Origin of the sequence: Burkholderia cepacia, assembly GCF_001039005.1 — a bacterium.
Lineage (GTDB): Bacteria > Pseudomonadota > Gammaproteobacteria > Burkholderiales > Burkholderiaceae > Burkholderia > Burkholderia theae.
In genome coordinates this window covers 233,042-248,496 of record NZ_LDWR01000014.1, presented here as the reverse complement: position 1 = coordinate 248,496, position 15,455 = coordinate 233,042, and the positions used below count along the sequence as shown (strand labels likewise).

The 15,455-nt window shown below is 67.6% G+C and carries 9 protein-coding genes; 7 read left to right on the top strand and 2 right to left on the bottom strand.

The annotated features are described in order from the left end of the window. Window positions 1-175 precede the first annotated feature (175 nt). The 4 genes from VL15_RS09050 to VL15_RS09035 all read left to right on the top strand — a co-directional run bounded on the left by VL15_RS09050 (window position 176) and on the right by VL15_RS09035 (window position 11,501). Entirely contained in the window at window positions 176-3,427 is a 3,252-nt protein-coding gene (locus VL15_RS09050) for a hypothetical protein (protein WP_048245033.1), read from the top strand. 491 nt (window positions 3,428-3,918) lie between these two features. Beyond that, the gene (locus tag VL15_RS09045) at window positions 3,919-7,332 is read left to right on the top strand and encodes a hypothetical protein (RefSeq protein ID WP_048245031.1); all 3,414 of its coding nucleotides are present in this window, start codon (window positions 3,919-3,921) and stop codon (window positions 7,330-7,332) included. Between the two features lie 152 nt (window positions 7,333-7,484). After that, entirely contained in the window at window positions 7,485-7,946 is a 462-nt protein-coding gene (locus VL15_RS09040; RefSeq protein ID WP_230684395.1) for a cupin domain-containing protein, read from the top strand. 633 nt (window positions 7,947-8,579) lie between these two features. Beyond that, window positions 8,580-11,501 (top strand): ATP-binding protein, encoded by a 2,922-nt coding sequence (locus tag VL15_RS09035; protein ID WP_048245029.1) that lies wholly within the window; start codon window positions 8,580-8,582, stop codon window positions 11,499-11,501. A gap of 36 nt (window positions 11,502-11,537) precedes the next feature. Here the strand turns inward: VL15_RS09035 and VL15_RS09030 are convergent, their stop codons facing one another. Next, window positions 11,538-11,966 (bottom strand): lytic transglycosylase domain-containing protein, encoded by a 429-nt coding sequence (locus tag VL15_RS09030; RefSeq protein WP_048245095.1) that lies wholly within the window; start codon window positions 11,964-11,966, stop codon window positions 11,538-11,540. 31 nt (window positions 11,967-11,997) lie between these two features. Continuing rightward, entirely contained in the window at window positions 11,998-12,441 is a 444-nt protein-coding gene (locus VL15_RS41845) for a hypothetical protein (protein WP_155420169.1), read from the bottom strand. Between VL15_RS41845 and VL15_RS41840 the strand changes: the two genes are divergently transcribed. From VL15_RS41840 to VL15_RS09010, 3 genes are all read left to right on the top strand, one after another. After that, window positions 12,428-13,207: a hypothetical protein gene (locus VL15_RS41840; RefSeq protein WP_155420168.1), complete on the top strand. Its 780-nt coding sequence runs from the start codon at window positions 12,428-12,430 to the stop codon at window positions 13,205-13,207. The two genes, VL15_RS41845 and VL15_RS41840, sit on opposite strands and share 14 nt — an antisense overlap. Window positions 13,208-13,920: 713 nt before the next feature. Further along, window positions 13,921-15,087, top strand: a complete 1,167-nt coding sequence (locus VL15_RS09015; protein WP_048245024.1) for a hypothetical protein — start codon at window positions 13,921-13,923, stop codon at window positions 15,085-15,087. Between the two features lie 9 nt (window positions 15,088-15,096). Beyond that, window positions 15,097-15,438: a hypothetical protein gene (locus VL15_RS09010; protein WP_048245022.1), complete on the top strand. Its 342-nt coding sequence runs from the start codon at window positions 15,097-15,099 to the stop codon at window positions 15,436-15,438. The last annotated feature ends 17 nt before the right edge of the window (window positions 15,439-15,455 follow it).

The following is a 15,455-nucleotide window of genomic DNA, read 5'->3' as shown; positions in this document are numbered from 1 at the left end:
GACTGACGATGCAGCTGATACGCCGGCCACCACGCCACCACACACGGAATCGGCACCGGCGGCGTCAGGGTCCGGCCAGGTCACCGGTGTCCTGGCCGGACTGAAATCGAGTCTCAAATCCCGCGCCAAGGCGGCCGGCAACGCGATTGCCCATCCGAAGCGGCCGAATCTCCCGATGGATCTCACCGCGCTGTCGTTGCTCAAGATCGGCACGAAAGGCCGGCCGGTTCTTCCGCATCACACGAAGGATCCCACGCGGGACGTTGCCGTTCCGCCGCCTGAATTGTCCGACGCGACGCAGGCCGAATCGCTCGCCTACGCGCCGCCGGGAAGCGCGACGCGCAAGCCCGTGCGATCGATGCAGCAGGCGCTCGGCGGCTTCAGCGCACGCACGGGCGGCACGACACCGGCCGACGATGCAGCCGACCGGATCGACGACCTGGCCGTGACCGCGCACCGTTGCTTCAGCAACCGCGACCCGGCCAGCATCGACCGTCTCGTCGCGGATGTACGGCACGCGCTCGCGTCGGCACCGGGCCTGTCGCCGGCGGGTCTGGCCTGTCAGGGGGAACTGTTGATCGATGCGCTGTCCGACTCCTGCTACGAACAGCCGGGGCTCGCGCGCGACGTGCTGCATCGCCTGCGGCAAGGATTGTCGATCCGGTCGCAACCTGCGCGCGATGCCGGTTTCATCGACAACCATCTGACGGCGCTTGCATGGCGAACCGCGCAAAAACTCGCGGAGACCGCCAGCGGCTACGACTGCGTGCATGCGCTGGCCGGTCGCGCGTGGCCGCCCGCGGACGGTGCGGCGCGGTATGCGCCGAGAGTGTGGCTGCAGGCCGCCGATCGCCTCGTCGACACGACGCGGTGCGAAGCCGATCCGGCGGACGTCGAACGCCACGCGCGGGCATTGATCGACGATACGTCGGCCACGCCGCGCGCCCATGCCGCGTGGATCGTGCGTGCGGCGTCGCGGTTATGGCGAAGCCAGAGCACGACAGGCTTGAACGCATCGGACAAAGGCGCGTTGCTCGCCGGTCGTCAGGGCTTTTTCACGGACGGGCCGGGAACGCCGTTCGCCGCCACGAAGAACCGGCTGGCGCGCTTCCTGAATCACACGATTCCGCGCGCGACGTCGGACCGTTTCGATCCTGCGCCGGACGAACGCGACGATGCCGTGCCGGTCGCGGCGCAGCGCTCGATGTTCGCGGCCGCGGTGCGCCCGTTCGGATACCGGAAGAGCGCCGTCGCGGCGATGAAGGGCGGGGTGCAAGGCGCAAGCCTCGGCGCATGGTCCAAGGACGAACAGGTGCTCGACGCCGCGCTGCGCGATGCGTTCATCGCGATGCACGCGCACGCGGCGGTTCGCGAACCGGCGGGCGGCGCCGGAAAACTGAGGAAGGACAGCCGCGCGATTCACGAGACGGTCGGCGCGGCCGAACTCGCGGTGCTGGCGGCGCTGTCGCGCGCCGCCGAACCTGCGTCCGGCACCGGCAGGCAGCCCGTCGAGTATGGAATGAAATACGACGACGCCACGGTCGGCCTCATCGCCGAACGCGTCGTGCACACGCTCGACGACGCGATGATCGACCGGCTCGCGCGGCGTACCGTGCAAAGGCCCGGCGAACGCGCATCGTCCGGCGGCGGCCGATCGACGCGACGCGAAGCACGCGTGCGCCGCACGCTCGTTGCGTTCCGCGACACGTTGGCAGGCGCCGACCGGAGTCCGCAGGCGCGCGCCGACGCGCTCAAGCGCGTGCGCAAGCATCTGATCGGCGGCTCGGACGTGCTCGATGCGAACAAACTCGGCCGCTGGCGCAAGCACATCGGCGACGACGTGCCGGCCGCGGTCGCCACCCGGTTCGACACGATCGACCGCATCGCGCTCGGGAAAGCGGTCACGCCGCGCGGCACGACAACCGCACATTTCCGCGACGCGGGCGAGCGCATCATCGACGCGCTCGAAGGCAGCGGCAAGGCGGTCGTCACGGAGGGCGGCGTCATCGGCGCGAGCACGCGCGGCATCAGCGCGACCGCCGCGTCGTTCCCGTGGATTGCGCCGCGCGTCAACCTGCAGGCGTCGCACGGACGCCAGTCGGTACTCGAGTACAGCCGCAGCACGGCCGCGTACAAGATCGGCTTCGGTACGCAGCGCAGAAACCGCTTCGAGGCCGGCGGCGGCATCCAGGTGGGCCACAACATCGGGATCGCGCGTGCGGCCGGCAACCTCGAACTCGGGCACGAGTGGGACGATACCGGGCAATGCACCGTCGACCTGAGCATCGCGCGGCGCCTGCATCCGGACAACGACGCGTACGACGATGCGGCAGGCCGGCGGCAACTGAAGGCCGTCAACCGCTACCTGTTCGACAACGCCGGCCGGGGCAGGAACGAGCGGGCGCTGTGGAACGAACTCGGCAGCCGCTTCTTCGACCACGACGACTTCTCGGTCGCCTGGAACAACCAGACCGCCAGGGTGCGGAAAGTCGGCGGCGCGGCCGATCTGCGGGCGGGCGTCAAGATCGGCGCAGGCCAGTATTCGGCACGCGCGAACGCGGCAGCGGGCAGCACCTATCAATGGGTGCGGCGTGCCGAACTCGATTCGGTCGACGCAAGCGGCCAGACGATGATCGAGAACCATCGCGTCGGCAGCGGCCATCGCGTCGGCGTCGAGGTCGGCGTGAACGTCAGCATCAGCGATCAACTGCAGAACGCGCAGACGGGCAGCGCGCATCCGGCCGATGTCGCGACCGTGTCGATTTTCTCCCCGAAGCTGATCGGGCTCGAAGTGCCGGTTCACGACTCGTTTCACCAGGCCAAGGCGACGCTCGTGCGCGAACGCGGCAGGCTGCAGGTGCGCGCGTCGAATGCCGACACCGAATTCGCGGACTTCACGCAGTACAAGAAGGCGTTGCGCGAGGATCCGGCATGGCTCCTCGCGTTCGGCGCGACGCCCGGGAGTCCGCTTCCGGCCACGACGGCGGACTACGAACGGGTGCTCGCGGCCGGCCGTGAAAAAATCGAACGTTACCTGTCCCACGTCGCCGAGAACCGCGTGCAGAACCTGCGCTTCGTGCTGCGGCGCCGCCTGCGCGAACACGCGGCCAGCGAAGCCGACGCGCTCGACGACCGGATCGCATCGCTGACCGCAAAAAATCGCGGCGAAGCGCATGCGCACGACATCGACACACTGCTCGACCGGCGTGACGCGCTGCTCCGGCGCGTCGACTCGTGGATGCCGACCGAGCTTCTGACCATCCAGACGAGCGACCGCCAAGTCACGGCGGGGCTGCGGCTCGGTCTGCAGATCGCGGTGCAGAAAGGCGCGCGCGGCGAGCATGAAGTGGCCGCGCTGAAGCTGTCGCCGCGCGAGGCCGATCGACTGGACCGGCACTGGCCGCGACAGCCGGTGCCGCGGGCATGAAGGGCATGCCGGCCGGCTGCCCCGAAAGCCCGGCTGCCCCTTCGCCTGACAACATGCCCCGGATTGTCGCGATCACGCGTATCCCGCTGCGTTTTCGCGTACATGCTTTCGCCATGAGATGAACCGACGCACGGAACGGACGCAGACAATGAACGCGTGATCGTGCGGTCCGGGTGACGTCGGACCGCGCAACAAGACCCGATGCCGTCATGGGCAGCCCATCTCGTCACCCGGCCGTCGAACACGGGATCGCACCATTCCGCCTTCACGCCGTTGCAGCCCGATGCGTATCACGAGGTGAGCCCGATAAAAACAATTACCGTCCGGAGAACAAAGTGGGAGACGGCAATACGATTGGAGGCAATCGCGCCACGCCGATGAATGTGGAGCGCGCGCTTGAACGAGGCGACGGCCCGGCTCCCGCGTCATCGCCCGCTGAACGGACGGACCGCGGCAACCGGCCGTCTCCGCTACTGGATGGCCTGCGGCACGTGCAGTCTAAGCTTGACGCAGGGCGGCATGCGTTTGCGCCCGCGGGCACCACGCTCAGCCTCGGCGCCGCCAGCTGGCAACAGAGCGTCGGTCCGCGCACGCGCATCAACGATCCGCGTACGGACTGTCCGCCCGGCGAGCCACGCGACATACCGGACGGCGCACCGGTTTTCACGCATCCCGAAGCCGTCACGACCCGAAAGTTTCTGGAACGGACAGCGCAACTGCAATCCGCCGAGGAACCGACGATGCCCGGTGCGTGGCCCGGCCTGCGCCCGGAGTGGGACCTGGCCGTGACGCACCCGAGCACGCCGTCGCACGCGGCCAAGGCATGGGTTCAGCAGCAGATAGGCGCGTTGGGGCAACCCGAGCAACTGATACGCGGGTACTTCCGCACGTCCGTCACCGCGCCGCCCGCTCGCCGGGACGACGCGCGCAGCGCAAGCCGGCGCAGCGAACCCGAGCCCGCCAACGCGCCACGGCAGTTGACCGCCTTCATCCAGGCATTGCCGTTCGAACACCGCTGGGACGTGACCCGCGTGCTGGCCGACGTGTCCGGCGGCAGCCCGACGCTCGCGGTGCAGATCGCGCGGCGGCTGCAACAGCCGTTGCAATTGCACGCCGACGGCCACGGCGACGGCGCGCAAGCGTCGACCGACCCGGCCGTCGAGCGGCTCGCGTGGCAGGCCGCACGACAACTCGTCGGCACCGCGGACCATCCGGGAGGCGTGGCGCTGGATGCGCTGCTCGGTCTCCAGGGCCTGCGTGACGAGGATGACGGCAACGTCGGCAAGGCCGGCGCGCTCGTCGTGTTTCTGCGGGCGACGGCCAAGCTGGCCGTGATCCAGCCGGGTTTCAGCAGTGTGCCCGGCGACGCGCTGAATCCGGACCACTGGGGCGAGTTGGCCGACAACCCGCAGGCATCGCTCGCGCTCGACGCGTTGCGTGCGCTGGGTTCGATGGAAATCGTCGCGAAAGCGCAACCGGGGCCGGCCGCCGCGGTGCAGGTCACGCACGAATCGCAGGATCCGCGCGGCGTGCGAACCGCCGTCATCGATCACGAAGACTATACGGTGCGGATTCGCGCGACGCGGTCCCAACTGGCCGCGGTCGTGGCGCTCCTGTGGTCGCATGACGAGCGCGGGCCCGGCACGCCGTTCACGGACGGCGGCGCGCTCGCTTACCACCGTCTCACCCGTTCCGTCGCAGCCAGTGCCGGCCGTCCGCCGAGCGATACGTGGAGCGCGTGGGCGCATGACGGCATGTCATTCGTCAAGGACACGTTCGGCCGGCTGCAAGGCGGCCCGCTGGCGGCTGTCGCGCGCAAACTGGTATCGCCATTCCAGGCACCGGAGTCGACGCCGGCGCCAGACGTCGCCCCGCCCCGAGAGCAGGCCCTCGGCCCGGGCGGGGCCATCTATCGCACGATGCCCGGCATGCTCGGCCAGGATCTCGACACCAGCGACAAGCAACGGGCCGTGTACGACGGGCACGTCACGGCCACACGCGATGCGTTGCTGGCCTACTGCGAACAACGACTCGCGCACGCGAACGATCCCGGCGAACTCGCGTCGCTGGCGTTGATCGCGGAGCAGCTCACCGCCTGGCAGGACACGCGCGCGCTGGACCTTCCGGGCACCCGGCCGCAGGTCGCGCAAAGCCCGCGGCCGGAGTCGTTCCGCGTCGATGCGGAAACGGCCGGACAGTTATGGCAGCGTGCCCGCGAACGGGTGCAGCAAGATGCCGGCGGCGCCGCCCCGAACGTCAAGGCGGCCGCGTTGCGTCATTTCGACGAGAATCCGAACCGCAAGGCGGAATTCGTCAGCCAGCTGACCGCCGCGCCGGTGCCGTTCGGTCGCGAAGCGCTGCAACGCTGGATCGATCTCAGCGGCGCGAGCCGCCATGCCGAAGACGACACGCTGCAATGGCGCGGCCGGCTGGAGCAGGCGCGACACATCGCCGACGACGGTCGAATCTTGCCGCTGGAGCGGATCGACAGCGAGTCGCTCGAGCGTCAATGGTCGGCGCTGGTCGACCGCACCGAGCCGGGCACGCAGTATCGCGCGATGACGGGCGGCACCGCGGGCGTGCAGTTGTCGGTGGCGCTCGGCGTGGTTCCGGTCGCCGTCGCGGTGACCGGGTTGCAAAGCAACACCAGCGGTTATGCGGTCGGCGCGGAGAACAACGGCTTCGCGATCCGCTTCGAGGATGAGCGCGTCCGCACGGTGGCGGGCGGTGCGTCCGGCTACGGCGGCGTCACCCTCGCGGGCGGAATGGTCGGCATCGGCGGCAGTGGTGGCGGGGCGTTGCGCGGCAGCAGCACGCAAACGCGCGGCGTGCTGTTTCGCGCGGCCGTGCCCCGGCGCGCGTTCGGGCACGATCCGGCCGCGCTCGAACAGTGGCGCGAGGACGGCAAGGACATGGTGCTCACGATGTTCCGGGTGGCAGGCGAGGTCGACGCAGGGTCCGGCGATCCGGACGACTATGCCGATGCGTTCGCCGCCGCGTGCATCGGCAAGCCGTCGATCCAGATGGCATCGCGCAGCGCGAACGCGGCCAACCTGGTGGCCGTCGGATCGGGCAGCGTCAACGCGCGCCTGACCCCGGCCGGTGCAGGCATCCAGCCGGGCGTGTTCGGCAGCGTGGCGGGCACCGCCACGCTCGTCGATCACGCACTGTCGGTCGAACAGGGCGCGTCCGTCGCTTCGTCGTCCACCTTCCGCAGCGCGACATCGGTCAGCACCAACGTTGCGGCGGGCCTGCAGATGCCGACGCTGTCGGCGGGCGGTCACGATCCGGCCGCGCAGCGGTTTTCAGCGTTGACGCTGGCCGATGCCGGCGTGACGGACGCGCTCCTCAGCAGCAAGGTGTCGAGCACGTACCTGGCGCGCGACAATCGCGGCCCCATCGCGTCGCTGATGGTGCGCGACACGTTCTATCACGACTTCAGCGGCTGGCAGAGGGCCGTGGAGCGGAACCCGACGTGGCAGCAGGGTATCGGCCCCGAGCGCCTGGCGCAGTACATCGCGCAGGCCGCCGTCGAATACGACGGCGCGACGAGCCTGGGCGAACGCTGGATTTTCCGGCCGGACACGACGGGATTCGCGGTGTACACGGTGCATGAGCGCATGGTGGAAACGCTCAAGCAGGAGGTGGCCGCCACCGCCGATCCGCACCGCAAGGCACAGGCGCAGGACCGGCTGCTCGCCGCGTCGGAAGCCATGCAGGACTTCCTGAACGATCCGGCCATGCTCGCGCCGGTGGGCCTGTTCGGCATCCGGCAGACGCAGGCCACCAAGACGATCGGCAGCGGATACGTACTCGTCGCGAAAGAGTCGCACACGCAAACGGCCGTGCAATTGACCAATTTCGAGCCGTATGTGGAAACGAGGGCAACCGACCGGCATGCGTGAGTCGAATGCGTTTAAAACGACTGAATGACGATGCGGGGTCTTTCCATAAGATTTTCCAGGGTCGCGCGCAATATATCGTTGCTTGTCGCAATACGCCGAAGACGCGACAGTGGCGGTTGTTCGATATCGATGCTGATGAAGGAAACCGCGCAATGAAGTCGGGAAACAGGATGTCGTTGATGGCCAGCGTGCGCAGGCGGCATGCGGTCGCGCTGAGAATGGCCGCAAGCGGCTCGCTGGTGCTCGCAGCGCTTGTGACCGCGCCGTCCGTACAGGCAGCCGGTAGTGCGCCCGACAGCAAGCCGACGATCGTGTTGCAGCGCGTGCCCGTCCCGAACACCGATCGCGAGATGGGCATGGGAATCGCCGAATTCCCGCCCAATGCCGCCAAGCCGCGTCATGCGGCCACCGGCCCCGAGCTGTGCTATGTCCTCGAAGGAGACGTCACCGTGCAGCTCGACGGCCAGCCGCCGAAGGTATTTCACGCAGGCGAGACCTTCCGGTTGCCGGCCGGCGTCGTGCATGTGACGCGTGCGGGGCCGGCCGGTGCGAAGGTCGTTGCCGCATGGGTGCATACGCCGGGCCAACCGTTCAACCTTCCCGCGCCCAACTGATGCGCCTACCGCCGCCCGTCCGTTGACCGGCACGCGCAATTCGCTGTCCGGATTGCGCAATGACGACCGGGCGGCCGGCGGGTACGATTCGAATGTCCATTCGAATCGACTTGGGTCGTGATGTGCGTATCCGACGAACCAGCGCGCAATGCCGACTCAGACTAAAATGCATTCCCTGATTCTCTGCAATGACCCAGGGGTTGCCTGCGACATCGCGACCGTTTACAAAAACGTGTCAACCAATCGACATGCGCATGACAATAATTTCATCGAGAGAACCGAGCGGATGTGAATGCTCCATCCGCGCTCGCGGCGACGTTGCGTCGCCCCCGCTGTCGGGGTGACCGTCGCGACCGGTTGCCCGCGGCACCCGCGTTCGGCACCCGGCCGGCTCGCGTTGCCGCCGAACGATGACCTGTCCGGATTGTCCAGGTTGACGGTTGCGTCCGGCACTCGCCGCCGCGGACGCACACGGCGCCTCACCGTCGAGCGCCCAGGTTCACCCATCTTCCCGCCTGTATCGGATCGATCGACACGAATCGACGCAGCCCGCGCAACGGTCGATCAAGTTCACGCCGACATGAAAACTCCGCTTCCCTTCGTCTTCGTCGCCGCGCTCCCGAGAGGCGGCGCATGAAGCCAAACCCGTCGCCGTCCGCTTCGGCCGCGCATGTCACGCTGTTCGGCCGCTTTGCGCTCGATCGCGACGCGCGCGTGCTGTATGTCGAAGGCAGCGCACTCGCGATCAACGAGCGCGCGATGGAAGTGCTGATCACGTTGGTCGATGCCGGCGGCAGGATCGTATCGATCGAGCAGTTTCAGCAACGTCTGCGGCCGGTGGCGTCCGTCATGGCCCATAGCGTGCACGCGCTCGTGTCGCAATTGCGCCGCGCACTCGGCGACGATCGCGACATGATCGAGACGGTCCCGCGCCGCGGCTACCGCTTCGCCGCCGAGTGGTACGACCTACGCGACCAGCTGGGCACCGCCGACAACGAGATTCATGTGCCCGCGGCCGACACGTATGCGGCGCCGGGCCCGCGGCAGGCCAACGGTCGCGACGACAGGATCGACCCCGCACCCGAGCGCGACGCCGCGCGAAAGCTGCTGATCGGACGCGATGCCGAGTTGTCCGAGCTGTCGATGCGGGTGTCGCAACATCGGCTGGTCACGTTGATGGGTGCGTACGGCAACGGCAAGACGCGGCTCGCGCACGAAGCGGCGTTGCGCACCGCGGCGCTGTTTCAGGACGGCATCGTCCGCATCGAGCTGGCCGGGCTGACGCTGCCCGAAGGCATCGCGGACGCGATCGCCGCACAACTTCCGCAGCAGCCGCAACCGGCCGCGCCGGGGCTGGACGGGCTCATCGCGCGGCTCGCCGGCCGCCGCACGCTGCTGATCGTCGACGATTGCGATCCGCTCGCCCATGAAGTCGGCGCGGTGGTCGACGCGTTGCTGGCGGCCACCGACGTGTGCGTGATCGTGTGCGCGGAAGCGCCGCTGTTCATCGCCGGCGAATACGTGTTGCCGCTGGCGCCGCTGCGCTTTGCGCTCCGGCCGACAAACGACGCATCGCCCGCCGTGCCGGACGCGCCGCCGTCGGATGCCTGCCAGTTGCTTGCCGCGCAGCTTGAAGCGTGCGGCGCACGGTTCGCGAACGAAGCCGCCGGCGCGGCCTCGAACGGCACGCCGGGCCGCGCCGACCCTGCCGTGTCGCTGCAGCGCAACCTGGAATCGATCTGCCGCGCGCTGAGCGGCAATCCGCTCGCGCTCGACCTAGCGGCGCGCCAGATCGCGGGCGCGTCGCGCGGCCGCACGACACTGGCCGAGTCGGTCGCGGCCTGGGATGCGCGCTGGCGCCGCCTCATGCTGCAGCGAGCCGGCAGCCGCGAGCTGGCATTGTCGCCTGCCGCGCTGGTGCCGATGGTGGTCGCCCACGCGTATGCCGCACTCGATGCGCGTGCGCAGCACGTCCTGTGTTGCGCGAGCCTGTTCGCGGGGCCGTTCGATCTCGCCGATGCACACGCGGTGTCCGCTGAAGACGACGCCACCCGCATCCCCGACGACGACGCGATGCAGGCCGTCGTGTCGACGTTGATCGATGCCGGCCTGCTGGTCGAACTCCCGTCGATCGACGCGGGCCGCCTGTTGCGGGTGCCGACGGCGGTGCGGCGATTCGCGCTCGATCTGCTCGCGCATCGGCACGACTACGCACGGGTGGGAGCCCGACACGCGCTGCGGGTAGCCGAGCGGCTCGGCGAGACCGACGGCCGCGACGACGAGCCCGCGCGTCGCGCGCCCGCGCTTGCCGACGTGCGCCGGGCCGTCGGCTGGTCGATCGACGCGCGGCATTTCCAGACCGCCGCGCGATTGCTGCAGCATTCGGGGCCGCTTTGGGCCGCCGCGCGCCTCACCCGCGAATGGATGATCTGGACCGGCCGCATCCTGGACCACGATCTGTCGCGTTCGATTCTCAAGGTGCGCGACCTCATGCTCCTGCAATTGACGCTGGCGCAGGCCATGCAGCAGGAGATGCCGGCGCCGCCGCCGGCGGACACGATTGCCGCGTGGTGGCGCGTCTACGAACTCGCGACCGCCTGTGCCGACGACGACAGCCGCCTGCACGCGCTGTCGGTCCTGTTGCTGCGCACGCTCGAAGCCGGCTTCAGCGACGATTCGCCCGAACTCCTGATGCGCGTTCGGGCACGGATCGCCCAGGAATGCGATGTGTCATCGTCGCATCGCAGTTTTGCGCTGCTGCGCGGCGCACTGCTGACGCTGGATGGCCGTCACGACGAGGCGATCGAACTGCTGTCGCCCCATGACGCGCCTGTTCCAGCCTCTGACGTGGATTGCGGCAGCGCCGACGTCCCTGCGCCGGACATGTGCCGGCCCGACTACATCACGGCGGTCGCGGACAACGCGCTCACGATTTCGCTGTGGCTCACCGGCGCGCAAGCGATCGCGCATCCGGCGTTGCTGCACGCGTTGCAGGGCGCACGGCAGCAGTCCGATCCGTTGTCGCGCTGCGCCGCCGCGATGATGGCGTGCGTGCTGTTCCTGCTTGAAGGCGATGCGTCGCGCGTCGCGCAACAGGCACGGCTGCTCGTCGAGGTCGCGCAACGCAACGGCCTGGCAGGCTGGCGCAATATCGGACGCAGCTTTCTGCTGTGGATCCAGGCGACCGACGACACGCGCGACGAGACCCGACAGTTGATCCAGCTCGCGCTGCGCAACCTCGCGCGCGGCCACGTGAGCATCATCGATCTGGCCATGCTGGACCAGTTTGCCGGCATGGCGCTGAATCTCGCGGGCGGCCCGGCATTGAATCGCCTGTTCGAGCAGATGAGCGCGAACCTGCCGGACAGTGGACGCCGGTGGTTGCTGCCGGAAGTGTTGCGCGTGCACGCGGTGTTGCGCCACCGCGCCGGCGTGCACGCCGGCGACGTGCGGACGTTGCTCGAGCAGGCGGCGCATGAAGCCCGCCGGCAGCGTGCGTCGCTGCTCGAGCACCGGATCTCGGTGACCATGGAGCAGATCGCACCGTCACGGTAGGCGCCTTACCCGGTTCGGCGGCGCATGCCGCTTGCGTCAGTTCGACTGCATCCGCTGCACGATCAGCCGGACCTGTGCCGCATAACGATCGCGTTCCGCCGGGGTTTGCGAATGGTACGCACCGACCGCCTTCCACGTATTGCCGTACTTGAGCATCATCTTGCGCAGATGCCACGCGGCGATATAGATGCTCGCGCAAGGATCCATCAACGTGTGCGACGTGATGCCGTAGTTCGACAGCACCGACAGATGGATCGAATTGATCTGCATCAGGCCGTAGTCGATCGACCCGTTGGTGTTGACGCGCTTCGCGTTGACGTTGTCGTGCGATTCCTGCCACGCGAGCGCGCGCAGAATCGTTTCGTTGACATGCTGATAGGCGGCCGCCTCGGAAAAGCATTCGGCATGGGCAACAGGCATCAGATACGGCAGCAGCGCCAGAAGCGCGATCGCTCGGATGGCCATGGGTTCGATCGTCGGGAGTGTGAGGCATCCATCATGCCCGCACGATGCGATCGCATACGGGGGGCGCATGCGAATCCACGGCGCGCTGCGCGAATTCGCCGCCATGGTCCGGCATCCTGCCATCGACCGGATAACCATCGCTTCGTCGAACATGCGTTCGCATGCGCGCCGGGCGACAGGCCGCTCGGAGGCGATCATCGGCGTTTTTCCTTTTTCGAAAAACGCTCGACGCAACAGGCGACGCCATGCCGAACATCTCCCGATCCTCTCCCAGCGTCTCGAACGCTTCCAGTCGCTCCTCTTCGCCGGATTCGAGCGATTCCGATTCGGACTCTGGCTCGGACGCCGACGTCCGCTCCCGGACATCGGCGGCGGAACCGCCGCCATTGCCCGAGCGGCCGGAATTTCTCAAGCGTATGCAGTCGTCTGCCGGCGCGTCATCCCGGCCCGCGCCGCGCCAGTTGACGACGCGCATCGCCGAAACGAATGTGCGCCTGACCGCGGCTACGCGGGCGACGACGCAAACCGCCATCGAACTCGCCCGGCGCACCGGCGGCCCGATGCAGCATCGCATTGCATCGCTGGACGCGGCAGAGGGCAGGCACGAGCGAGCGCTGGCGCTTGCGAACCGATTGACCGAGCGGGAAGCGGAACGTCAGGGTGAGGTACACGCGGCACGCGCGGCGCACGAACGATCGCTGCTGGCGGCAGGCGAGCGACTGGAAGCGTTCGCCGCGGGGTTCGATACCCGGGAACGGGCCGATCGGCCCGGCAGTGCCGCGCGCGATCATTCGCCACCGCCCGGTAACCGCGCAGCCATCCACCACAACACCCCCGTGTTGTCCGGACACGCGGTGCAAGGTCCGGCACGACAGCTTCACGTTCAGGACGTTGTGCTGCACTACATCGAACAGGACACGGATTCGCTGGTGACCAAAGGTGGGAACGAACTCCTCAACTTTGTGTTCGACCTGGGTGAACATCTCGGGCTCGACGAGCGTGTTCTGGGCCCGCTTCGACACGAGCTGTTTCCGTGGAACGCGTTGGCGCGACGAACGGCAGCCCGTGCGGAACTGGAGCGCAAACTGGATGAGGCCATCACGCAAAAGATCGATTCTCGCTTTCACGTCGTGGTGAGAAGCGCGATCGCCCGGCACATGAAGGAGATGTTCTACACGCCCAGCACCGAGACCGCACTGACACAACAACGCCCGGACCCGACCCGCAAGCCTCGCCTCTGACACGCGCGGCCTGACCAATGCTCGGCGGCACGCTCGATCATCCGTCAAGCGCGTTCGCGGCCCACGCGTCGGGAAGCATGCGGTATGCACACGCCGCGTTCGCGCTACGCCGGCGCGGCTGCCTTCGCGATGCCTTCCGAACTGGTCTTCATTGCTTCGGTTTGAGCCTGTACCAGACTCGTAAACGACTGAATCTTCGCCAATTCGAATTGCGACTCCATATTGCGGTCCAGCGGCGACGCAGGCTCGCTTTCGTGACCATTCGACTGCGCCGCCGACTCACGTGAGCCGCGAGCCATCCGCGGGGCGAGGCCGGCGAGTTGCCCGGGAACCGCGGGCCGATTCGAAAATCGGGCGGTACGGGGCGCACCGGCCTCGTCCGCCGTTGATGGGCGCGGCAAAGGGGCTGCGTTCGCGCCTCTCACACGTGATATCGACATGTCTGGACTCCGGGCTCTTGCGTTAAAACCCAGTTCTAACACGACTTCTTCGGCCCTTCGGTTCACGCATGCGAACGACCATCCGACCATGCGAAGTTTGCTCGAATCACACGCGCCGGCATGTCGCTCCGACCGGATTCGATCCTGACCACGTGATCGAATGGCCGCGATTGATCGTGCTTCGCGTTTCCGTCAACCGCTTCCGATGCATGGTGAAGCGGGGCAGGTAGACGGAATAGGCTGAAACTTCTGCTTTCGCTCCGCCATACGACCATGCCGCTTCCCATCGATCGCGCGCCGCCTGTCGGCCATGCACCGGACAACGTCGGCACGGGCACGCCGGGCGCGGCGCGGCAACCGCCGCTGCCCACGGGCCGATCCATGCCGCCGGCACTGGCGAATCTGACCGCCCGCGCCAGCGGCTCGACGCCTTCATCGTCGACCGTGAATCCGATGGAAGTGATGCCGCGCACGCGTGACTTCGAGGTACTTGCCGCACCTGACGGCCAGCCACCGATGCGCCATGTTTCATCCTATTCGTCGGCACTCGTTCGCCCGGTCCAGATTCTGCGGGAGAACCGGCAAGGCAGTATCCTCGCCGCGACTCGCCAGGTGTTCGCCGTCGAAGTACAGTCGGCCCCGGGATGGGTCACCGATCGGGAAGCGCTGGTCATTCGCGAGTACGGCTACGCACCGCACATGGCCCTTCTCGACGAGTCGGCCGACCATCGTTACGAACCTCGGCACAATGAACCGGTGAGGCCGCTTACGCCGACGATCGACCGCGCGTTCGTGGCGGTGTCGAATACGCGCGTTCCTCTCTCCGATACGGATCGCGAGCGCTACCGCTGGTTCGACGCGATGCGTTCGATGATCCCCGACGATCATCGAACGCACTATATCCGGGCCACGGCGAACGTCCGCTTCGACAATGTCGACAATGTCGAAGACGGCGAGCTGAAGGTCATCGTGGTGCCGCCCGGCGGCGATCGCAAGCTCGGCACGCAGGGCGTCGCGAATTGCATCGCGTGCGCGGCAAGCGCGCCTTCGCGCAGCGCCCGCGGCAGCACCGTTCTCGCACTGACCCATTACACCGGCGCCGCGAACGGACGCATCGTTACCCCGCGGGCATGCCTGACGGAATTGCAGGATCGGGTCATTGCCGCGGGTGGAGATCCATCCATGCTCGCGATCCGGCTCGCAGGCGGCGAACGCTCGGCATCCGTCAACGAAGGTGCCCATCAACTCGACGAAGAATTCGAATTCCTGGCATTGAGAGGTGAATTTCCGATCGTCGCCGCTCACATTCAGGCGTCGAGTGTCGACACGAACTCCGACAACCAGACAATCTGGCGCGGCACACGCGATGGTCATGGCCACGTCATCAGCGCGGTGCTGGCGACCGACGGATTCTTTTATGCTCACGCGCCGCTCTACTGAGGGGGCGCCGTGAACGGAACGGGGACCTTCAATGCGTTTCAGCAAGACAAGCGCAGCGGCCTGTTGCTTGCCGCGGACACCTCGATGGTCGTGGGCGCGAAGAAGGACATGGGCACCAACGCACTGATCAAGCCGGTGCTCCCGCACAACGAGAATCTTCTCAAGCCACGTCCGCAAGATCTTCAGGGGATATTCGTCAGCCCGCACGAACCGGAAGCGGCGCTGGAATTGCAAAGGCAATATGCGTCGATCCATGGCGGCGCCGAATTGCCTTTCATGACCTATGACGGCCGCTCCGGAACGTCACAGGTCATCACGCCTGACGCCGTACGGAAAATGATCAAGACATAACGCAGGCGGGCGGCGGC

Bases quoted from the DNA above. Each gene is read 5' to 3' on its own strand.
- VL15_RS09040 (WP_230684395.1), top strand. From the start codon at position 7,485: ATGAAGTCGGGAAACAGGATGTCGTTGATGGCCAGCGTGCGCAGGCGG.
- VL15_RS41845 (WP_155420169.1), bottom strand. From the start codon at position 12,441: ATGCGCGTCGTCAACTGGCGCGGCGCGGGCCGGGATGACGCGCCGGCA.
- VL15_RS09050 (WP_048245033.1), top strand. From the start codon at position 176: ATGGATCTCACCGCGCTGTCGTTGCTCAAGATCGGCACGAAAGGCCGG.
- VL15_RS09030 (WP_048245095.1), bottom strand. From the start codon at position 11,966: ATGGCCATCCGAGCGATCGCGCTTCTGGCGCTGCTGCCGTATCTGATG.
- VL15_RS09035 (WP_048245029.1), top strand. From the start codon at position 8,580: ATGAAGCCAAACCCGTCGCCGTCCGCTTCGGCCGCGCATGTCACGCTG.
- VL15_RS09015 (WP_048245024.1), top strand. From the start codon at position 13,921: ATGCCGCTTCCCATCGATCGCGCGCCGCCTGTCGGCCATGCACCGGAC.